Source organism: Hymenobacter coccineus, from assembly GCF_001816125.1.
Classification (GTDB): Bacteria; Bacteroidota; Bacteroidia; order Cytophagales; family Hymenobacteraceae; genus Hymenobacter; species Hymenobacter coccineus.
Genome location: NZ_MDZA01000415.1, coordinates 23,169 through 42,983, shown reverse-complemented (window position 1 = coordinate 42,983; position 19,815 = coordinate 23,169). Strand labels below are relative to the sequence as shown.

General features: G+C 63.2%; 19 protein-coding genes. 7 read left to right on the top strand and 12 right to left on the bottom strand.

The window, feature by feature from the left end; translation table 11 throughout:
* Positions 1-14 precede the first annotated feature (14 nt).
* The 4 genes from BEN49_RS19695 to dusB all read right to left on the bottom strand — a co-directional run bounded on the left by BEN49_RS19695 (position 15) and on the right by dusB (position 4,470).
* Positions 15-692: an LEA type 2 family protein gene (locus BEN49_RS19695; protein ID WP_125917039.1), complete on the bottom strand. Its 678-nt coding sequence runs from the start codon at positions 690-692 to the stop codon at positions 15-17.
* A 115-nt stretch (positions 693-807) separates the two neighbouring features.
* Complete coding sequence (locus BEN49_RS28375; RefSeq protein ID WP_158023017.1) at positions 808-1,803, bottom strand: hypothetical protein; 996 nt, start codon at positions 1,801-1,803, stop codon at positions 808-810.
* A 303-nt stretch (positions 1,804-2,106) separates the two neighbouring features.
* Positions 2,107-3,315 (bottom strand): ATP-binding protein, encoded by a 1,209-nt coding sequence (locus BEN49_RS19685; RefSeq protein ID WP_070746138.1) that lies wholly within the window; start codon positions 3,313-3,315, stop codon positions 2,107-2,109.
* A gap of 162 nt (positions 3,316-3,477) precedes the next feature.
* The gene (dusB, locus tag BEN49_RS19680; RefSeq protein ID WP_070746137.1) at positions 3,478-4,470 is read right to left on the bottom strand and encodes a tRNA dihydrouridine synthase DusB; all 993 of its coding nucleotides are present in this window, start codon (positions 4,468-4,470) and stop codon (positions 3,478-3,480) included.
* Between the two features lie 131 nt (positions 4,471-4,601).
* Here dusB and BEN49_RS19675 point away from each other — a divergent pair, with 131 nt between their 5' ends.
* From BEN49_RS19675 to BEN49_RS19660, 4 genes are all read left to right on the top strand, one after another.
* Entirely contained in the window at positions 4,602-5,585 is a 984-nt protein-coding gene (locus tag BEN49_RS19675; RefSeq protein WP_070746170.1) for a CPBP family intramembrane glutamic endopeptidase, read from the top strand.
* Between the two features lie 39 nt (positions 5,586-5,624).
* Positions 5,625-6,632 (top strand): phosphatidate cytidylyltransferase, encoded by a 1,008-nt coding sequence (locus BEN49_RS25945; RefSeq protein ID WP_158023016.1) that lies wholly within the window; start codon positions 5,625-5,627, stop codon positions 6,630-6,632.
* 130 nt (positions 6,633-6,762) lie between these two features.
* Positions 6,763-8,049: a Glu/Leu/Phe/Val family dehydrogenase gene (locus BEN49_RS19665; RefSeq protein WP_070746136.1), complete on the top strand. Its 1,287-nt coding sequence runs from the start codon at positions 6,763-6,765 to the stop codon at positions 8,047-8,049.
* A gap of 246 nt (positions 8,050-8,295) precedes the next feature.
* Positions 8,296-8,958, top strand: coding sequence for a phosphatidylserine decarboxylase family protein (locus tag BEN49_RS19660; protein ID WP_070746135.1), 663 nt, complete (start codon positions 8,296-8,298; stop codon positions 8,956-8,958).
* 149 nt (positions 8,959-9,107) lie between these two features.
* On the opposite strand, the gene BEN49_RS19655 is transcribed toward BEN49_RS19660, so the two are convergent.
* The 3 genes from BEN49_RS19655 to BEN49_RS19645 form a co-directional block, all read right to left on the bottom strand.
* Positions 9,108-9,509 (bottom strand): GxxExxY protein, encoded by a 402-nt coding sequence (locus BEN49_RS19655; RefSeq protein ID WP_070746134.1) that lies wholly within the window; start codon positions 9,507-9,509, stop codon positions 9,108-9,110.
* A gap of 145 nt (positions 9,510-9,654) precedes the next feature.
* Entirely contained in the window at positions 9,655-10,830 is a 1,176-nt protein-coding gene (locus tag BEN49_RS19650) for a glutathionylspermidine synthase family protein (protein WP_070746133.1), read from the bottom strand.
* 103 nt (positions 10,831-10,933) lie between these two features.
* A complete protein-coding gene (locus tag BEN49_RS19645) occupies positions 10,934-11,617 on the bottom strand; it encodes a Cj0371 family chemotaxis-regulating polar lipoprotein (protein WP_070746132.1) in 684 nt (227 codons plus the stop codon).
* Between the two features lie 340 nt (positions 11,618-11,957).
* Between BEN49_RS19645 and BEN49_RS19640 the strand changes: the two genes are divergently transcribed.
* Both BEN49_RS19640 and BEN49_RS19635 read left to right on the top strand, forming a co-directional pair.
* Positions 11,958-12,197: a hypothetical protein gene (locus BEN49_RS19640; protein ID WP_070746131.1), complete on the top strand. Its 240-nt coding sequence runs from the start codon at positions 11,958-11,960 to the stop codon at positions 12,195-12,197.
* Between the two features lie 135 nt (positions 12,198-12,332).
* Entirely contained in the window at positions 12,333-14,171 is a 1,839-nt protein-coding gene (locus BEN49_RS19635) for an alpha-amylase family protein (RefSeq protein WP_070746130.1), read from the top strand.
* A 39-nt stretch (positions 14,172-14,210) separates the two neighbouring features.
* On the opposite strand, the gene BEN49_RS30665 is transcribed toward BEN49_RS19635, so the two are convergent.
* From BEN49_RS30665 to BEN49_RS28370, 4 genes are all read right to left on the bottom strand, one after another.
* Positions 14,211-14,552, bottom strand: coding sequence for a hypothetical protein (locus BEN49_RS30665; protein ID WP_317040481.1), 342 nt, complete (start codon positions 14,550-14,552; stop codon positions 14,211-14,213).
* On the bottom strand, positions 14,549-15,472 hold the full coding sequence (locus tag BEN49_RS19630) for an FAD-dependent oxidoreductase (protein WP_317040480.1): 924 nt from the start codon (positions 15,470-15,472) through the stop codon (positions 14,549-14,551). Before BEN49_RS19630 ends, BEN49_RS30665 begins: the two co-directional genes overlap by 4 nt.
* A 290-nt stretch (positions 15,473-15,762) precedes the next feature.
* Positions 15,763-16,254: a hypothetical protein gene (locus BEN49_RS19625; protein ID WP_125917037.1), complete on the bottom strand. Its 492-nt coding sequence runs from the start codon at positions 16,252-16,254 to the stop codon at positions 15,763-15,765.
* A 92-nt stretch (positions 16,255-16,346) separates the two neighbouring features.
* On the bottom strand, positions 16,347-17,060 hold the full coding sequence (locus tag BEN49_RS28370) for a c-type heme family protein (RefSeq protein WP_070746128.1): 714 nt from the start codon (positions 17,058-17,060) through the stop codon (positions 16,347-16,349).
* A gap of 84 nt (positions 17,061-17,144) precedes the next feature.
* On the opposite strand from BEN49_RS28370, the gene BEN49_RS28365 reads away from it, so the two are divergent.
* Positions 17,145-18,167: a hypothetical protein gene (locus tag BEN49_RS28365; RefSeq protein WP_070746127.1), complete on the top strand. Its 1,023-nt coding sequence runs from the start codon at positions 17,145-17,147 to the stop codon at positions 18,165-18,167.
* Positions 18,168-18,244: 77 nt separating this feature from the next.
* Here the strand turns inward: BEN49_RS28365 and BEN49_RS19610 are convergent, their stop codons facing one another.
* Positions 18,245-19,798: an OmpP1/FadL family transporter gene (locus BEN49_RS19610; RefSeq protein ID WP_070746126.1), complete on the bottom strand. Its 1,554-nt coding sequence runs from the start codon at positions 19,796-19,798 to the stop codon at positions 18,245-18,247.
* Positions 19,799-19,815: the final 17 nt, after the last annotated feature.

Genomic DNA, 19,815 nt, shown 5'->3' with positions numbered 1-19,815 from the left:
ACTGTTAAATTACCTTATGGGCGTGGGGCCCCCAGCGAATCGGGGCGGGTGGTGCGCTCGTTGATGAGCTGGCGAGCCGTCACATCTTTTTCAACGGTGATGTAGCCGGGGCGCTTGACGGTGGTGCCGAGGATTTTGACGGTTGGGCGAATGGCAATCGTCACGCGGGTGGGCTGGCGGTTGCGGTCGGCGAGGCCGAGGGCGAAGTTGCCCACCGACTCCAGGCCGCCGTCGGCAATGGCCTTGCGCACGTCAGCGTTCACGGGCACCGTGGCGATGGCCGTGCTGTTGGGGCCCACCTCAATGCGCTGGGTGGTGGCGCCGGTGGCCACCTCGTTACCGTCTAGCAAAACCTTGTATTCCAATGTATTGAGGGCCGCTACGTCGTTGTTAGGATTTGTCACTTGCAAGTTCACGCGCATATTCAGGGGCAACGAACCGGTAGCGTAGGCGGCCACGATGCGGGCGCGGTCGCCCCCGCTCAGGTCAGCGGCCGAGCGCACGTTGGTCACGTCCACACCGCCAAGCGTGGCCTGCTCGATGGATTGCAGCTTGAACTCGCACTCCTTGAAGTTCTGGCCCTCCTCCTTTTGTTGGTTGAGGCCGGCGCAGCTGCTGACACATAGCCCAGCCCCGAGCAGCGCGGCGAACAAGCAGGGGCTCGAGAGCCGCAAAAGCAAAAAAGTAGCCACGAGAAAATGGGTGGGGAAAAAGAATAAGATGAAAAGAGAAAGCAGTCGAAAGCCAACAAAGAGGGCGTAAAAAAACGGCCTCTCCGAGCCGAAGAGGCCGTTCAACTTTAGGTAGTTACGCGCGAACAACCAGGCGCTCGTCGGGCGTGGCCTGGCGGCCACCGAAGCCGGCGGCCGCGGCCCCCAGCACCATGCCGATGAAGGCGAAGATGGCGGCCTTCGACAAGCCCGAGGCGGCGGCGTCGCCGGCCTCGCGGGCCTTGCGGGCGGCGGCGTCCTTGGTTTCTTTCAGCTTGGCCTGGGCCTGCTTGGCGGTGCTAATCCAGTTATCTACAACCTGCTCCGACTCGGCGCGGGTCTTGCCGGTGCGCTTCATCACCACGTTCACGGCGGCGTCACGGTCGGCGGCGTTGCCAATGTTGTCGGCTTTCGACGTCAGGTTGTCGATGAGTTGATCGAAGTTGTTACCGGCATCCTGGGGGTTGGCAGCGCTTTGCTCGGCTTCGGCTTTGGCGGTGCGGCCGGCGGCGCGGGCCTGGCCTTCGAGGGCCCCGGGCTGGAGGTCAGCCTTGCCGGTCTGGTTCAGCAGCAAGCGGGCTTCGCGCTTCACGTCGTTCAGGTCGATGCCCTGCTCTTTCAGCTCGCCCTTGATGGCGTCGCCGGCACCGGGGGCCACGGCGGCAATGCCGCTACCGGCAGCGGTGAGGGCCCGGCCAGCCACGCCGCCCACGCCGCTGATAATGCCGCCCACGGCCGTGGTGAGCAGGTAGAAGGTAAACAGCGTCACTAGGCCCCAGCTCAGCAGGCCGTGCAACAAGCCATCCACGCGGCGCGGGGCCCCGGCCAGGCGGCCGGCCACCATGCCGCCCACGTACAGGGCCACCAGCGTGCTGAGACCGTACCAGATGATGGCGCCCGTGCCGAGGCCACTCACCGGGTTTTGCTCCTGCATGGGGTCCACAGTGCTCAGGCCAATGCCGGCCCCGAGCAGGCCGAGGCCCAGTTGGGTAACGAGGGCCAGCAGCGCGCCAGCAAACACGGCGCCCCAGGAAATGCGCTTGTGCGGCGCGGCGTAGGCCGGGGCCAATTGGGTGGGATAATCAGGATTCATAATGAACAGTATGTGCAAACGTCAGGGGTTTGCTAATGAAAAAATCCACTTCGAAAGGGAAGTCCGATGAACTGGCCCCGCTTACGCTGACATCTCGGAATAGTTATTCATTTTCTTGATAAGCTCCACAATTACCGCAATAACTTGCCCCTCGGAGCGTTTGCCCGGATCCTACTTCGCCGGGCCCCAATCTTGGAAACGCGTTGCGCCCGGCCGCAGCACCGCCCGGCAGGCACGCGGTGCCCGGGCCGCGGCGGCGGCCGAATTTCTCCCGCTATTTTACTTATTATCGCTGGTTAATACTCACTGGTTCAGCACGATGCGGAACGTGGTGCCGCGGCCCAGCTCGCTCCACTTCACAAAGAGCTTGCCTTCGTGGTAGTTCTCGATGATGCGCTTGGCCAGGGCCAGGCCCAGCCCCCAGCCCCGGCGCTTGGTGGTGAAGCCGGGCAGGAACACGCTTTCGAGCTTGTTTTTGGGAATGCCCTTGCCCGTGTCGGTGATGTCGACGGCCACTTGGCGGCCGGGCGCGGCGCGGCGGTACCAGCTGCGGCGCACCCGCACGCGGCGCAGGTGCAGCGTGATGGCCCCGCGGCCCTCCATGGCGTCCACGGCGTTCTTGCAAATGTTCTCCACCACCCAGTCAAACAGCGGCACGTTCACGCGGGCCGGCGTGTCGAGTGGCAGGTCGGTTTCGATGGTGAACTTCACCTTTTTCGACACCCGGCTCTGGAGGTAATCGATGGCGTTGCGCGTCACTTGCAGCAAGTTTTCGTCGTTGAGCACCGGCACTGAGCCGATGTTGGAAAACCGCTCGGTGATGATTTCCAGCCGCCGGATGTCCTTGCCCAGCTCCTCCACAATGGGCTCGTTGGCGAAGCGCGCCGACTCGCGCAGGTAGCTCTGCCAGCCCACCAGGCTGCTGAGCGGCGTGCCCAGCTGGTGGGCCGTTTCCTTGGCCAGGCCCACCCACACGCGGTTTTGCTCCGAGCGCTTCGAGTAGCTGAAGGCGAAGTAGGCCATCACGGCCAGCGAGGTGATGACGCCGAGCTGCACCAGCGGGTAGGTGCGCAGCTGAGCCAGCAGGTGCGAGTCGTTGTAGTAGATGTAGTCGCGGGCCCCGGCGGCGTACTCCACCACAATGGGCGGGTGGCGCTCCTTCATCAGGGCCAGCTCGCGGTGCAGGCGCGCCACCGAATCGGCGGGGGCCAGGTGGCGCGGAATGTCCACGTTGCGGGCCCCACCGATGACGCCCGCGTCGTTGGTGAAGATGATGGGAATCGTCTTGTTGACGTTGATAATCTGCTCCTGCACGAAGATGAGGCCACTCTCCTCTTCCGAGTTCACGATGTAGCGCTGGGCCTTGGCATACAGCTCAATCTGCTCTTGCTCGCGCCGGGCCACCTGCCGCACCAAGATGTTGGTGTACACCACCGTGGCCGCCCCGATGAGCAGGGCCCCCACGGCCACCAATATCTTCACGCGGGATTTCTGGTCGTAAATCGTAATCATTCAGGGGGTTGAATTGGCCGTTGGGCGGCGGCAATGGGCGGGCGCGGTGCCGGCTTTTTCGCCGGCAGCCCGCTAATCGTAGCCAAAGATCAGGGCCCCCAGGTGTGTTTTTCAGCGATTATCGGGCAGCTGGCGGAAAAGCCAGCAGCCCGGCCCGGGGCCCTACCCCACCAGCACGGCCTCGCTGCGGGCAATTTCGGCCATGATTTCGTACACCGCCTCGGGCGTTTCGGCGTCCACGAGGCGGGTGCGCCAGGCCTTGGCGCCCTCCAGGCCGCGGAAGTAGTGGGCGTAGTGGCGGCGCATTTCAAAGATGCCCACCCGGGGCCCCTTCCACTCCACGCTGCGGTCGAAGTGCATCTGGCACATGGCCACCCGCTCTTCCAGCGTGGGCGGGGCCAGCAGGGTGCCGGTGGCCACGTAGTGCTTGATTTCGCGGAAGATCCAGGGGTAGCCGATGCTGGCGCGGCCCACCATCACACCGTCCACGCCGTAGCGGTTTTTGTACTCCAGCGCCTTTTCGGGCGTTGTAATGTCGCCGTTGCCGAAAATGGGGATATGGATGCGCGGGTTGTCCTTAATGCGGGCAATCAGGCGCCAATCGGCCTCACCCTTGTAGAGCTGCACCCGCGTGCGGCCGTGCACCGTGAGGGCCGCGATGCCGATGTCTTGCAGGCGCTCGGCCACGTCCTCCACGTTTTTGGTGCCCTCGTCCCAGCCCAGGCGCGTTTTCACCGTCACCGGCAAGTGGGTGTTGCGGATAACGGCGGCCGTCATCTCCACCATCTTCGGAATGTCGCGCAGCAGGGCCGCGCCGGCGCCGCGGCAGGCCACCTGCTTCACCGGGCAGCCGTAGTTGATGTCGATGAGGTCGGGGCCCGCCTCGGTGCTGATGGCGGCGCACTCGCCCATCGTTTCCACGTCGGAGCCAAAAAGCTGGATGCCGATGGGTCGCTCGTAATCAAACACGTCCAGCTTCTTGCGGCTCTTGGCCGCGGCCCGGATGAGGCCCTCCGACGAGATGAACTCGGTGTACATCAGGTCGGCCCCATTGGCCTTGCACACGGCGCGGAAGGGCGGGTCGCTCACGTCCTCCATGGGCGCGAGCAGCAGCGGAAAATCAGGAAGCTGGATATTGGGACCGATGTTGACCACGGGAATAAGGGGATTAAGTTAGGACGTCATGCTTCGGCTGCGCTCAGCATGACGTCCTTAGTAGCTTGCTTTAAAGCAAGCCTAAATTAAATCTGGGGTAAATTTACGACCTCCCGAACTTGCCCGCCGCCATGAAAGGTTTCCCCGCCCGCCCCATGCACCCGCTTTTGCAAATCCTGGTGCTGGTGGGCCTGGCCTTCGCCGGCCTGTGCCTGGGCAGCTTCGTGGCCCTGCTGCTCATCACGCAGGTATTCGGCTACTCGCTGGCCGCCTTCGGGCAAATCAGCGCCAACCCTGCCGGCAGCCCCCAGGGCTGGGCCGCGCTGATGCTTTTGCAGGGCTGCTCGCTGGCGGGCCTGGGGGCCGGCGCGGCCCTCATGCCGGCCGTGGTAGGGGCCCCGTGGGCCGGCTACTTCGCGCCGCGCCGCCTGGGCAGCGCGGGCTGGCCAGTGGCCGCAGGGGCCCTCATTTTGGTGCTCATTCCGCTCATGTCGGTGCTGGTGGCGTGGAACGCGGACGTGCACTTCCCCGCGTTCCTGCACGGCTTTGAGGTATGGGCCCGCGCCAGTGAAGACCAGGCCGGGGCCCTCACCAAGTTCCTGACGCAGTTTGGCACCGTGGGCCGGCTGCTGGTGGGCGTGCTGGTGATTGCCGTGGTGCCGGCCGTGGCCGAGGAACTGGTGTTCCGGGGCGTGATGCAGCAGAACCTGGTGCGCTGGTTTGGCTCGCGGCACGCGGGCGTGTGGGCGGCGGCGGCCATTTTCAGCGCCATCCACTTCCAGTTTTTTGGGTTTGTGCCGCGCTTCGTGCTGGGGCTCGTGCTGGGCTACTTATACGAGTGGAGTGGCAACATCCTGGTGCCCATGGCCGCGCACTTTACCAACAACGCCTTCCAGCTGGTGCTGCTGTACCTGGTGCAGCGCGGGGCCTTTGGCTGGAACACGGCCTTCGACCCGGATAGCACCGACGCCCTGCCCTGGCCGCTGGCCCTGGTCTCGGCCGTGCTGGCGGGCGGGCTGCTGTGGGGCCTGCGCCAGCGCATGGGGGCCCCGCGCGCGATGCGCACCGTCAGCCGCCAGGGCGTGGCCGTGGGCCCGGGCCAACCCATGCCGTAATTTGGCGTCCTCTCCCCCGCCCTTCTTTCACTCCTGCTGTTGAACCCCGACCTGCCCCCCGCCGACGCCCTGCCCCCCGCCACCAAGCGCGCCCCCAGCAACCTGCGCCTGCGCGTCATCTGGGGCACCATCGCGGCGGCGCTGCTCATCGGCTGCACCTACGGGGGCCCTATTTCATTCGGGCTGTTCTTCGCGGCGGTGCAGGCGGTGATGCTCAAGGAGTTCTACCGGATTACGCGGGCTGCCGGATACGCGCCAGCCAAGTGGATTGGCATTGTGGCAAGCGTTGTCTTGTTCGCAATCGTTCACGCTTGGCTAGCGCTACCCCATTATTGGCACGCCTCAGCCAACAATACGACGCTTGTGATAGGGGGCGTGGACGTTCGGGTTGGAGATGGGGCGACACTTGAGCATCAAATCATATTCTCAAACTGGCTCGCAGCTGGAGCACTCACTGCAATTGGGTGTTTGGCATTTGTCGTGATGGTCTTGCTCTTGCTACGTGAAATGCGGCAATGGCCAAAACACGATAACCCGTTTGGCAACGCTGCAATGACGTTTTGGGGCCTCCTATACGTCAGTTTGCCGATGGCTTTGCTGCAATTTCTGGCCTTTGCACAACCGCTTCTACACGGCATCCGGCATTACGACCCGCACCACGTTTTCTGCCTCATCATCCTCGTGTGGGCGGCCGATACCGGGGCGTACATCGCCGGCAAAAACTTTGGCAAGCACAAGCTGGCGCCTAGCATTTCGCCGGGCAAAACGTGGGAGGGCTGGGCCGGCGGGGCTTTGCTGGCGCTGGCCACGGGCTGGGCGTTCGGGCAGTTTGTGCCGGATATTCCGCTGACGCACCGGCTGGTAGCGGCGGGCGTGGTGGCGGTGTTTGGGCCCCTGGGTGACCTGGCCGAGTCGATGCTTAAGCGCAGCGCGGGGGTGAAGGACTCGGGCACGTTTTTGCCCGGCCACGGCGGGTTGCTCGACCGCTTCGACGCCTTCCTGTTGGTGCTGCCGGTGCTGGTGCTGCTACAATTGCTGGCGGGATAATTGCGGAGCGGCGGCAAAGAATACAAAACTAACAATTGTTCGTATAACGGGGCAAAATCAATACCTTTGCGCCGCTAAAACGTATTTGCTTTATCCCACCTAACAACTCCCATTAACCTCATTATCAACCATGGCTGCCCACACCGTTTATAAAGAACCTGCCCCGCTCACCGACCGCGAAAACCCGCTGGAATCGATGATGTCCCGTTTCAACGTCGCCGCCGATATCCTCGGCCTCGACGAGGAAACCTACAACGTGCTCAAAGCCGCGGACAAGCAGGTCATCGTGCACATCCCCGTGACGATGGACAACGGCAAGGTGCGCGTGTTTGAGGGCTACCGCGTGATTCACAACACTATCCTGGGGCCCTCGAAAGGTGGCATCCGGTACGATAAAAACGTGTACCTCGACGAGGTAAAGGCCCTGGCGGCTTGGATGACCTGGAAGTGCGCCGTGGTGGACATTCCCTACGGCGGGGCCAAGGGTGGCATCATCTGCGACCCGACCACGATGAGCGCCGGCGAGATTGAGCGCATGACCCGCGGCTACACGCTGGCCCTCAAGGACGTGTTTGGCCCCGACCGCGACATTCCGGCCCCCGACATGGGCACGGGGCCCCGCGAAATGGCCTGGCTGATGGATGAATTCTCCAAGACCGTGGGCATGACCTCCCCGGCCGTTGTGACGGGCAAACCCCTGGTGCTGGGCGGTTCGCTGGGCCGCACCGAGGCTACCGGCCGCGGCGTAATGGTGTCGTGCCTGGCCGCAATGGCCAAGCTGGGCATGGAAATCGAGGATACCTCGGTGGCCATTCAGGGCTTCGGCAACGTGGGCTCGTGGACGGCCAAGCTGATGTTTGACAAAGGCTTGAAAATCAAGGCTGTGTCGGATATTTCGGGTGCTTACTGGAATGCCGACGGCATCAACATCGACGAGGCCATTGCCTACAAAAATGCCCACGGCGGCCGCCTCGAAGGCTTCGCGGGAGCCGTGTCGATGGACGCCGAGGAGTTGCTGACCGCGCCCGTGGACGTGCTGGTGCCCGCCGCCATCGAGAACGTTATCACGGAGCACAACGCCGGCCAGATCCAGGCCAAGCTGATCGTGGAGGGCGCCAACGGCCCTACTTCGGCCTCGGCCGACCCCATCATTTACGAAAAAGGTATTTCGGTGGTACCCGACATTCTGGCCAACTCGGGCGGTGTGACGGTGAGCTACTTCGAATGGGTACAGAACAAGCAGGGCTTCAAGTGGACCGAGCAGATGGTGACCGAACGCGCCGACCGCATCATGACCGACGCCTTTGAGAAAGTGTACCAAACCAGCCTGAAATACAACATCTCGCTGCGCATCGCGGCCTACGTGGTGGCCATTGATAAGGTGGCCCAGACCTACAAGTTCCGCGGCGGTTTCTAAATCGCTGATTTTGACTGATTAACCGTAATTTCACTGATTTATCGGTCAATTTTATTAGTTGCTGTTCCGCGAGCTGTAATTGATTGTTTTTCGTTGTAAGGAAAGGCACGGGCCGCTTGGTCCGTGCTTTTTCTGTTTCTAACCGTAATTTGTCCCGGCTGCCATTCCCAGCCGCTCTATTTTTTGTACTGGTCAGCCCCGCTGGAATCAGCGGAACCCCGGTTAATCAGTCAAAATCAGCGATTTATGAAAGTACACAAAGAAGGCCGCCGCATCCTGTTCGTAACCATTTTGGTGCTGCTGGCCCTGAATTTGGCCCTCTACCAGTTCAACCGAGGGGCGGTGCTCTTCAACCGCATTTTCGCCGGGGTTTCGGTGGTGGCGTTTTTGGCGCTGCTTCAGTTTTTCCGCAGCCCGTTCCGCCACCTTTTCACCCACGAAGACCTGCTGCTGGCCCCGGCCGACGGCAAGGTGGTGGTGATTGAGGACGTGTACGAGCCCGAGTATTTCGATGATATGCGCAAGCAGATCAGCGTGTTCATGTCGCCCATCAATGTACACGTGACGCGCAACCCGATTTCGGGCATGGTGAAGTACTTCAAGTACCATCCCGGCAACTACTTGGTGGCCTGGCACCCCAAAAGCAGCACCCAAAACGAGCGCACCACCGTGGTGGTGGAAAGCGACGCGGGGCCCCTGGTGCTCTTCCGGCAGATTGCGGGGGCCATGGCTCGCCGCATTGTGTGGTACGTGAACGAGGGCGACGAGGTGAACCAGGGCGAGGAGTTCGGCTTCATCAAGTTCGGCTCACGCGTGGACCTGTTCGTGCCCATCGACGCTGATGTAAAGGTGGAGCTAGGCCAGAAAGTAAAAGGTGGCGAAACCGTAATCTGCCAGTTGAAGGTCTGAACCGCAGATTAAGTGGATTTAGCGGATAAGAACGGATTCTTGACCGCAGATTATGCAGATTTAACGGATAAGAACGGATTCTTTAGGGGTCGTTCTTATCCGTTTTCTGCTTTTATGGGTCTATGCTTTGCAATTCGTTTGCTTAGGAATCAGTAGACGGGGTGGGTTTTTACGAAGCGCTTGTATTGGAGGGAGGGGGCCCCAAAGTTGATGAGCAGGCCGATGGGCAGGCGGTAGGCTTCGAGGTAGTTGATAATTTGGGCGTGGTGGGTGGGCGTGAGTTCGTGTAGCGCTTTCAGCTCCAGCAAAACGGTTTCTTCAATCAGGAAATCAACGCGGCGCGAGCCGACTTCTTGTTGCCGGTAGTAGATCGGCATTTCCAACTCGCGCTGGGCATTGATACCGCCCTGAGCCAACTCCACAGACAGCGCCCGCTGATAAACAACCTCTTGAAAACCCGTACCTAACACGCGATGCACCCGCATGGCGCAGCCAATCACCTTACCCGTCAACTCCTTATAATCCTCTAATTTAACAGTAGCCTTTTCCATCGATAACAAGTAGAATAAAATAGTAAATGGACCAAACAAAAAATCAAATATAGACGCAAATAGCAACTAGAAAATCATAAAGAAGGCATCAAAGTAGGGCCCCAAGGAATCCGTTCTTATCCGTTAAATCCACTTAATCTGCGGTTCAGACAAGCAAGTGCGGCACGAACTCCGATAGGTTGGTAATCAGGCCTGCGTCGCGCCGGAATCCGATGGCGCAGGCCTCGCCGGCCCAGAATACGCCGGCCTGGTAGCGGCGGCCCTGGGCATCGTTGGGCAGCTCGGCCCAGCGTTGGTAGAGCATGGGCTGGTTGCCAAATTCGCCGGGCACTTCGGCGGCGGGGCGGCCGGCGGGGCCCACTTCGGTTACGTTTTGGCCTTCGCGGCCCAGCAGTGGCTTGCGCACGTGGTGGCCGGATAGGGGCCCCAGGCTGGCTTCGAGCAGCAGCGGGTGGTGGGGAAATACTTCCCAGAGGCGCGCCAGCAAGGCCTTGCTCTGGAACAGCAGCGCGTAGGCGGGGTTGGCAATAACGACGTCGCGGGTGAGCAACAGGTGGGTAAGGTCGGTGGTGAGGGCCGGCTCTTCATCGGCCAGAATTTCCCAGGGCACGAGCTTAAATAGGAAGTCGAACCGCTGCCACTGCCCGGGCACGGTTTCGGCCCACACGCCGCGGTCAGCGCCATCCACTGATACCTTCATATCGTCAACTGAGCACACATAGGTATCGGCGAAGCCCGCGGTGCGGGCGGCTTCGGCCAGCACGCCGCAGTTGGCCTCGTCCTCGGCGCTGCCGGGCAGGTGCACGAGCAGCAGGGTGGCCTGGCGGTCGTTGTTGAGGGCGCGCCAGTGGCGGAACTGGTCTTCGAGGCCCTCGAACAGGCCGTTGGCTTGGCGGTCGTCGCCCGACTGGCCGGCGGCCACCAGGCTGGCCCACTGCACTACCGCGGCTTCGGGCAGGCCGGTGGCCGTGTCGGCGTTAAACTCTAGCAGCTTGGGGCCCTCAGCGGTCAGGGCCAGGTCGAAGCGGCCGTAGAGGTGCCAGTGGCGCTCGTCGTTCCAGGAATGGCGCACGGCCTCCCATAGGTTGGGCGCGATGGCCAGCTGCTGCAAAAAAGCGTCGGGAATAGGGTCGGGAATCGCGGCCACCAGCATGTCGTACAGCGTGTCGGCGGCCTGGAGCAGCGTGTCGGCGTCGGCCTCGGCAAGCTGCACGGCTTCGCGGGCTACGTAGTGCTGGCAGGCATCTTCCAGGGCCCAATCCCAGCCCAGGGCGCGCACGGCGGGCGATACATCGCCGGTGAGGGAAAGGAGATTAATCATTTTTGGTTGAGCGTATTATCATCATAATAGAACGTAATGCTTCGCTGCGCTTTGCATAACGTTCTATTAATTAACTGCGTCTAAACCAGGGGCCCCAGCGGCATCACCCCCCAAACCCGCGGAAGCCGCCACGGCTGCCGAAGCTGCTGCTGCGGCCGGCTGGGGCGCTGCTACGGAAGCTGGGCCGCGGCGAGGCACGCACCGTCGAGCCGCTTTCGCGAATGCCGGCGTTGGCCGAGGTGCGGCCCCCGCCGAAGCCGCGGCCGAAAAAGCCGCGGCCCTGGTCCTGCCGCTCACGGGCCACGTTGGCACGCCAGCCCTGGTTTTGCTGGAGCAGGCCGGGGTTGGCGTAGTAGCCGGGGTTGGGCGTGGTGTAGCGGCCGGCCATGTAGCCGATGCCGCTCCACATCAACACGTTCATCAGGCCCGAGCTTTGGGCGCGGTTCTCGGGGTTCTGGCGGCTGTAGTCCTGCATCTGGCGTTGCAGGGCTTGGCCCTGAAGCGTGTCCACCTTGCCGTCGAAGTGGTGCAGCACGGCGGCTACCTCCTCCTTGCCAGCGGGGCGCTCGGCGGTGATTTTCCACTCGCCGGGCTGCACCTCGGTCATTTCCGTGACGACGCCCTGGCTATAAGTTTGACCGCTCCAACTGCCGTCGGCGCCGTTGTTGTCGGCGCGGCGGCCGTCATCGCCCGAGCAGGCGGGCAAGCTGAGGCCAAGGCTGCCGGCGGCGGCCACCAGCAGCACGTTGCGGCGCCAGTCGCCGAGGGAGTGAAAGTGTTTTTTCATGGCGGTGGCTGAGAAAGGAACCGGCACCGAAGGTATTGCATGCGGCCCAAAAACCGCCGCGTTGACCTTAGCAGGGGCCCCGTCAGCGCCCGTGGCAGCGGGTGCAAGGCAGCGGCCACTCACGCTGCCCGACAAGGCTTTTTTATTCGCCGCTCGCCCTGGCCGGCCTCGCGGCGGGGCCCTGCTGCTGCCAGGTGTGCACGGGCAGCAAGGCTGGCTCGCGCATTGCGGCGGCAGAATAAAGCGGGGCCACAACCCCGGTTCGGCGGGCCCGTAAAAGGAAGCCGCGGGCCCCGCTGGCCGCTCGAATCGATTCTTCTACCCGTTTTGCCCTAACCCTATGGCTTCCGACGACCTCGACATCCAACTCGAAAAGATTCTCCCCGAAGACCTCGTGCGCACCTTTGAGAGTGCCTACCACGTGTTTCAAGGCAAAACCGAGCACATGGACGACCTGCTGCAAAACGGCGGCATCCTGCTGCGCAAAGCCGCCAAGAAGTTCACCTCCACGCAGCTGATTCTGGGCATTGCTGCCGTGGCCGCCGTGGCCGTGGTGCTCATCAGCCGCAACGACGACTAAGCAGCGCCCCGCTGCCAACAAGGCGCGGGCCCCGGTGGGGCCCGCGCCTTTTTTGTAGGGCCCCGGCCAGGCGTGTGGGGCCCCGGACGGACGCGGACAATTTGGTACGCGCGCCGTTTGCTTAACTTGCCGGCTATGAAAAACCTGCTGCTGGCCGCTGGCTTGCTGACCCTGGCCGCGCCTTCCCTGCCCATCATTTCCGTGCCTACTCACCTACCCGCGCCCGCCCCGGCCGCCGACCCGAATACCACCGACGAGGTGCCCCAGGACAACAAGCTCGTCATTTACCAGATGATGACGCGGCTCTTTGGCAATAAAGTAGCCCTGAATAAACCCTACGGCACCCTAGCCGAAAACGGCTGTGGCAAGTTCAACGACATCACCGACAAAGCTTTGGAGGAGATTAAGACCCTGGGGGTGAGCCACGTGTGGTACACCGGCGTGATTGAGCACGCCACCATGACGGATTTTTCTGCCCAGGGCATTCCGGCCGACGACGCCGACGTGGTGAAGGGCCGCGCCGGCTCGCCCTACGCCATCAAGGATTACTACGACGTGGCCCCCGACCTGGCCGTGGCTCCCAAAAACCGCATGGCCGAGTACGAGGCCCTCATCCGGCGCACCCACGCCCACGGCCTGAAGGTGCTGATGGACTTCGTGCCCAACCACGTGGCCCGCTCCTATAAGTCGGACGCCAAGCCCGCGGGCGTGGTAGACCTGGGCGCCACCGACGACAAAACCCAGGCCTTTGGGCCCCAGAACAACTTCTACTACCTGCCCGGCCAGCCCTTTGTGGTGCCCGCCGGCTACAACCCCCTGGGGCCCCTGAAAGGCCCGCGCGAAGACGGCAAGTACGCCGAAAACCCCGCCAAGGCCACCGGCAACGACGTGTTTTCGGCTGCGCCCAGTGTGAACGACTGGTTTGAAACCGTGAAGCTGAACTACGGCGTGGACTACCAGCACGGCCGCGCCCTGCACTTCAGCCCCGTGCCCGACACGTGGAAGAAAATGCGCGACATCCTCGTGTTCTGGGCCCAGAAAGACGTGGACGGCTTCCGCTGCGACATGGTGGAGATGGTGCCTGTTGAGTTCTGGGCCTACGTTATTCCAGAGCTGAAAAAGGTGAAGCCCGGCCTTGTCTTCATCGGCGAAGCCTACAACAATAAGGAGTACAAAACCTACCTCGAGAAGGGCCACTTTGACTACCTGTACGATAAAGTTGGCCTCTACGATGGCCTGCGCCGGCTGATGCGCAACGAGGGCAGCACCGACGATCTCACGCACGTGTGGCAGCAGGAAAGCCGCGGCTTCTCGTCGCACATGCTGCGCTTTTTGGAAAACCACGATGAGCAACGCATTGCCAGCAAGGACTTTGCTACTGACCCGCTGCGCGCCGTGCCGGCCATGACCGTGACGGCCACCCTGGCTTCGGGGCCCGTAATGCTCTACTTCGGGCAGGAAGTGGGCGAACCCGGCCGGGGCAGCGAGGGCTTCAGCAGCGAAGACGGCCGCACCACCATTTTCGACTACTGGGGCGTGCCCGAGCACCAGAAATGGCTGAACCAAGGCAAGTGCGACGGCGGCAAGCTGAGCGCGGAGCAGCAGAAGCTGCGCGACTTTTATAAGCGGCTACTGACATTATCCAGCACCAGCGACGCCATCCGCCGGGGCAAATTTTACGAATTGCAGGACGCCAACAACCTGGGCAAGCAGTACAACCAGCGCCACCTCTACGCCTACCTGCGCTACACCGGCCAGCAGCAGCTACTGGTGGTGGTCAACTTCAGCCCCGACAAGGCCTATCGGCCGGCCCTCACCATTCCGGCTGCCGCATTCCAGGCCATGGGCATCTCCAGCACTGCCCAGGCCGTGTATGCCTACACCGATTTGCTGAACGAAGGCGAGCCTTTGCAAGCCCTAAACGAAGTGTTGGAGCCCCTTTCGGCCCACATCTACGAGATAAAGCGCAAATAGCGCGGCCTGTAGCGCGGATTTTGTAGTCCGCGCTACACTCTATCCGGCAATAATTGCTTCTGCTACTTGGCGGCCGGTGGCCAGCGCCGCGTTCAGCGACGGGTAGGCGGCCCAGTCGCCGCAGCGGTAGAGGCCCTCGGCCAGCCGCAGGGGCTGCTGCACCGGCTGGCCGGCGGGGTAGGCCGGCAGGGCGTGTGCGATGCGGTAGGAGCGCAGGTGACGCCACTGCCGGGCGCTGGGCCCAAACCAGGCAATTAGCTCCTCGTGCAGGCGCCCAGCCAGCGCCGCCTCCGAGAGGCCGGTGTCGCCGTGGGTGCTCACCGACACCAGGGCCTGGCCGGCCGGGGCGTAGGCCGGCGCCACGTCGGCGGGGAAGCTCACGTTGTGGGCCAGGGCCCCCGTGCCGCGTTGAGGCGCAGCAGGCCGTCGCCGCGGCCGGGCGAGGGGCCCTCGGCCACAAAATAGGTATTGGTGGTGAGGCGGCTGCCGGCGCTGGGGGCCCCAGCGCCGGGCAGCAGGCGCGCCAGGGCGGGGCCATCCACTGCCAGCGCCACGGCGGCGGTGGCCAGCGTTTCGCCCGAGGCTAGGCGCACGTAGGGGCCCTCCAAGGCTGCCACGGCGGTGTTTAGCTGAATGGTACCGGCGGGCAGGCGGGCAGCCAACTGCTCGGGTAGCTGCTGCATGCCCAGGGCCGGCACCGCGGCCTCCCCGCGCACAAACTGCTGGAACACAAACTCAAAGAAGTTGCTGGCCGTGCCCAGGCCCCGGTCGAGGAACACGCCGCCGAAGAAGGGCCGGAAGAAGTTGTCAATCATAGATTCGCTCCAGCCGTAGCGCCGCAGGAAGCCCAGCGTGTCGGTGCCCGGGCGGGCCAGCAGCTCGGCGGGCGTGTGCTGCTGCACGTGGAGCACCAGGCGGAGGATGCGCAGCTTATCGGCCAGGCCGCCGATGGGCGAGGCCAGCGCCGAAAGCGCCGCCAGCGGCCGCTGCAACGGGTTCTGCAAAGTGGTTTCGGTGCCGTTGGGCAGCCGGATGACAGCTCCCGAGCGGAACGCCCGCAGGCTTAGGGCCCCGTAGTCGAACATGCGCCGGGCCTCGGGGTAATCCGTCAGCAGCACCTGGAAGCCCCGGTCGAGGCGGAAGCCGTCGGGCGTGGCGTCGGTGCGCACGCGGCCCCCCACGGCATCGGCCGCATCGAGCACGCGCACGGCGCGGCCAGCGCGGTGCAGCCAGGTGGCACAGGCCAGGCCGGCCATGCCGGCCCCGACGATAACAATGGGAGCAGAAGAGTCAGCAGTCATGGCCCCGGTAACTCCAAATCGGTGCCCAAGGTTGGCGCAAGCGGCGTGTCAACCTTGGGCCCCGGGCCAACCTAAGGGCCCCAGGCTAGGCCGGGACCCCAGGTTGGCGCGGGGCCCCTACGTTGCAGGCAGCTTCCAGCACTTGGAGGCAGCGTGGTTACGGTGTGAATCCGCGTGCTGGGGCTGATGCAGCGGCTGAAGGCTGGACGCAGGCCTTAGCCCGCTGCAAAAACCTGCTGGTGCTAACGCTGGACAAATGACGGCGCTGGAGCTTGGCGAACAGCATACCCTCAGCCGTAAAGGCTGACGCCGAATTCGCGCTTATACTCCTGAATCTGTTCGTAGCTTAAGTCGCGGTACAGCAGAAAGGTAGGGCCGTCACGGCGGTGCTCTTTCACCTTCACTCTCCGCAAGTACCAGTGGTGCAGCTCGGTCCGCAGAGTCTGCTGGGCCTGCTCCGTGAGCACGGCAAACTGATAGGTTGGGCCGTCATTAATTTGAATGAAATTATCCGTTCCGCTCGCCCGGGTGCGTGGCGCAAGCGGTTCCCCTTTGAAGCCCTGGTAAGTCAGAAAAACGGCAGTTGTGGGATCTAAGGGGTAACTAGTTGGCTGGCTGTCGATTGCTAAGATTATTTCGTCATCAAAACAAAGCAACTGCCCAGCAGCAACCGTAGTGGGCCAAGCCTTTTTCATCATGGCCACGGCCGCCAACCACAAAAAAAACGCGCTTACCCCAGCTGATTGGGCCCCCAAGCCGAACGCTACCAACGGGTAATACACGAGCAAAATACCCAAGCCAGCCCACCGCAACCAACTATACTCCGCTGGGTAAACACGGCTGAGCGTTAATACTAGCCGAGGCGCAGCGGGACCTAAAACAGCTTGGGCATTTTGTGCTCCTTCCACTTCTTGCGGGTCTTCATGGTCCAGAATTCGGCCACGCCGCCTCTCTCCAGGCTGAGCTGCCAGGCCCCCATCTGCTGGCCCAGGCGGTAGTCGGTGGCCTGGTCCTGGGGGTACTGCTTCTGGATAAGGGCATAGTCGGCCGGGGCAATATCTTGGCCCACAGTGCCGTGGCAGCGCAGGCACAAGGTGTTATTCAGCACGATGGGGCGCTGGTAAAAGAACACTTCCGGCGACTCGCGGTGCAGGGTGCGGGTGGTATCGGTCTGCATTTCGGCGGCCAGCAAGATGGCGCGGTGGGCGGGGTCGCGGGGACGGGTGCTTACGCGGCGAGCGGTGGCGTGCAGCACCCGGGCCAGCGAATCGACGGCGGGGTAGGTTTCGGGGCGGCACAGGGGCAGGGCCCCGGCCACGCCGCCGGTGGCCAGCGCGCGGGCCAGGGTGCGGCGCAACAGCGTGTCGGCGGTGGCCGTGAGCGAGTCGCCGGCCCAGCGGGTGGCGTGCAGCAGGTCGGCGGGCATGATGCGCTTCACCACCCAGTTCTCGGCCTCGATGCCGATGCGCTTGTGGTCCTTGAGGTGTTCAATCTGGTCGGGGCGGCAGGCGGCGGCGGCCAGCAGCCCCAGCCCCAGGGCCCCGCGCAAGGCGCGGTGGCCAAAAGCAAGCGAAACGAAAGTAGCCATAGCGAGCGGGCAATATACCCCAGCAACCCGCCGTTGGCAGGCTTGTTTGGCCGGGGGCCCTACCCGGGCCCCTACCTTTGCCGTATGCGCTTCCTTCTCCGCGTTTTGCCCTTGCTGGTGCTGGCCGCGGCCTGCACCAAAATTGCTTTCTCCCCGCGCCTCGACTTCGTGGGGGCCACCCGTTTCGTCAGCGTCTCGCGCATCGTCACCACGGCCACCGTCACGGCCGACTCGCTGGCCAGCAAGATTTACGCCCAGGCCGCCGACCTTAAAAACGACCCCGACCTGATGCGCCTGCGCATTACCCTCAACTCGAAGCCCACCCGCACGCCCGTGCTGTACCCGGTGCCCATCAATTCGTACCAGGCGTCCGACACGCCCCCCGACCCCGAGCTGGTGTACCTCGACTCGCTGCTGGCCCCGGGCACTAAGGACATTGCCTTCACCAACCTGTTCTCGGGCCGCACCGCCTCGGGCGTTGATACGTGGGAGTATACCGTGACCGACGCCGAGGGCTCGACTGCCAGCCGTGCCTACCGCCTGTCGCTGCGCCGCACCGATTCCCTCACGGCCGTGGTGCATAGCTACCGCGCCTACTTTGGCGCCGTGCCCGTGGGGCAGCCGGGCACGCCGCTCACGGCCGCCCAAAACCAGGCCCTGGCCTACGTGAACCTGCGCCAGGGGCTGGCCCTGCCGCACTTCGCCGTATCCGCCACCAACCCTACCAGGGCCGCCAACCGGGCCCTGGTGGACCTAGTATGCACCAGCCAGGGCACCACGCTGCGGCTGGTGTCCACCATGTCGGGCACCCTCGCCACCGCGGCGTGGGGCCCCAACACGCACGCCACGGCCCTGCGCGCGACTACCCTCACGGCCACCGATTTTATTCTTCTTAATACAAATGCTTTACTGGCCTCCACGTTTACCGCTGGCACCGTGGTAGGTGGCGACCCGTTGCGCACCGACGCGCTGGTGAAGGGCGCGGTTATTGCCTTCCAGACCGCTGCTGTAGGCAATTCCGGCCAGAAGTACGGGGCCCTGCTCATCGCCGACCTCGTGCGCACACCGGCCACCGTCATCATCTGCCAGGTACTGGTGCAGAAGTAATTACCGCACCCTAATACGCACAATGGGGCCCCCGGCAAGTTGCTGGGGGCCCCATTGTGTAGCTAGCTAAGGCGGGTTTAGAAAATCAAGCCCGCCGTGATGCTGGTCGTGAAGCGGGTGTTGCTAACCGCCGCCACTGGCTGCTGGCCGCTATCGAGGGTGTAGGGCGAGTAGTAGCGGTTGAAGGTGGTGTATACCCCGGACGCATCGACGAAGAAGCTCTTTTGCCGGATGCCCAGGCCCACGGTGTAGAAGTTCTGGGCGCTGCTATTGCCGGCGCTGGTGGTTTTGTAGGGGTCGCCGTAGGTAGCGAAGCCCAGGCGCGCCCGGAAAATATCGAACCGGCCCTCGGCTCCTAGCCGGAAGTTGACCGTGTTGCGGTAAGTATCCTGAATGAGTTGGTTTTGCGCGGCAAACGAGCTGTTGTCGCCGTTGGCGCCGTTCGGGTCGTTGTTGATGCGCGCCTGGCCGTAGCCCACGTATTCCACATCGCCAGTCAGGAAGCCGTACTTGCCAATGACGACCGCCACGCCCCCGTTGGCCCGGAACGGCGTGGTGATGGTATAGTCATAGGCCCCCGGTACAGTGCTGTTGAACACGTTGCTGATGATGTTACCCGTCTGGCCCTGGGGCGTGAAGTTGGTGTTCAGCGACGTGCTGTACGTATCGGTCATGCGCATAAAGGTGGGCGACTGCACCGAGGCCCCCAGGCGCACGGCATTTGCCACCCGGTAAATCAGGCCCAGCCGGCCGTTGATGCCAGTGCCGGTGGTGCGCAATTCGTCGTGCAGCAGCAAATTAGTGAACGGCGTAGCTGCACTGTTTTCCTCCTCCAAAAAGTCGCGCGACTGCCGGTAGTTGCTGCTCACAACGCCCACGCCCACGCCGATGTAGAGCTTGTCGCGGTAGTTGCCACCGTAACCCAGGTCGAACTGCGACATCGAGCCCGACGACACAATCCGCTCGCCCTGCGCAATGTTGCCAATCCGGTTGCGCGTGCCGATGGAGTCGGCCGGCGCGTTGGGGTTGTTCTGGTTGCGCCGGCTCACCAGCTGGTCGGTGAGGTAGCCCGCGTAGGCCAGCCCGTCGATGTTGGTGTATTGATTGTTGTTGAATTGGCTGTTGACGTTCCCAAACTGCCCGGGGTCGCCCTCGCGCAGGTACTGGAAAAACGAACGGTTATCGGTCACGCTCCCCGAATAATTTGAAGCCACGTTATAGTCGGCCAGCCGCGTGAAGCCCAGCGCAAACGCACCGCCGCGCCAGTAGCTCTGGTCGTTGTCGGGGCGGCGGGTGGCCAGCACCAGCCCGATGCTGGGCACGTTCACACTGTTGGCGTTGTCGCCCACCTTGCCGCTGCCGTCGAGCGAGCTGTTGCTGCTCCCGATGCCCACGCCCACGCCCACGTGCGCTTCCGATTTCTGGTAAAAGCCCAGGCCCGCGGGGTTGCTGGTAAGGTTGCCAAAGTCGGCGCCCAGCGCCACATTGGCCCCCGCAATGCCCTGGGTGCGGGCGGGGCCCCCAAACTGAAGCCGCGAGTAGCGCAGGGCATCGTCGGGGCCCTGGGCATAGGCGTGGCCGGCCTGCCCCACTGCGAGGGCCAGGCAAAGCCATAAAATCCGTTTTTTCATGGTTGGATAAAAATAAA

What these genes read in the sequence shown, in the direction of transcription:
- BEN49_RS28375 (WP_158023017.1), bottom strand. Translation starts at nt 1,803, where the DNA reads ATGAATCCTGATTATCCCACCCAATTGGCCCCGGCCTACGCCGCGCCG.
- BEN49_RS19685 (WP_070746138.1), bottom strand. Translation starts at nt 3,315, where the DNA reads ATGATTACGATTTACGACCAGAAATCCCGCGTGAAGATATTGGTGGCC.
- BEN49_RS19675 (WP_070746170.1), top strand. Translation starts at nt 4,602, where the DNA reads ATGAAAGGTTTCCCCGCCCGCCCCATGCACCCGCTTTTGCAAATCCTG.
- BEN49_RS19665 (WP_070746136.1), top strand. Translation starts at nt 6,763, where the DNA reads ATGGCTGCCCACACCGTTTATAAAGAACCTGCCCCGCTCACCGACCGC.
- BEN49_RS19660 (WP_070746135.1), top strand. Translation starts at nt 8,296, where the DNA reads ATGAAAGTACACAAAGAAGGCCGCCGCATCCTGTTCGTAACCATTTTG.
- BEN49_RS19655 (WP_070746134.1), bottom strand. Translation starts at nt 9,509, where the DNA reads ATGGAAAAGGCTACTGTTAAATTAGAGGATTATAAGGAGTTGACGGGT.
- BEN49_RS19650 (WP_070746133.1), bottom strand. Translation starts at nt 10,830, where the DNA reads ATGATTAATCTCCTTTCCCTCACCGGCGATGTATCGCCCGCCGTGCGC.
- BEN49_RS19645 (WP_070746132.1), bottom strand. Translation starts at nt 11,617, where the DNA reads ATGAAAAAACACTTTCACTCCCTCGGCGACTGGCGCCGCAACGTGCTG.
- BEN49_RS19640 (WP_070746131.1), top strand. Translation starts at nt 11,958, where the DNA reads ATGGCTTCCGACGACCTCGACATCCAACTCGAAAAGATTCTCCCCGAA.
- BEN49_RS19635 (WP_070746130.1), top strand. Translation starts at nt 12,333, where the DNA reads ATGAAAAACCTGCTGCTGGCCGCTGGCTTGCTGACCCTGGCCGCGCCT.
- BEN49_RS19630 (WP_317040480.1), bottom strand. Translation starts at nt 15,472, where the DNA reads ATGACTGCTGACTCTTCTGCTCCCATTGTTATCGTCGGGGCCGGCATG.
- BEN49_RS28370 (WP_070746128.1), bottom strand. Translation starts at nt 17,060, where the DNA reads ATGGCTACTTTCGTTTCGCTTGCTTTTGGCCACCGCGCCTTGCGCGGG.
- BEN49_RS28365 (WP_070746127.1), top strand. Translation starts at nt 17,145, where the DNA reads ATGCGCTTCCTTCTCCGCGTTTTGCCCTTGCTGGTGCTGGCCGCGGCC.
- BEN49_RS19610 (WP_070746126.1), bottom strand. Translation starts at nt 19,798, where the DNA reads ATGAAAAAACGGATTTTATGGCTTTGCCTGGCCCTCGCAGTGGGGCAG.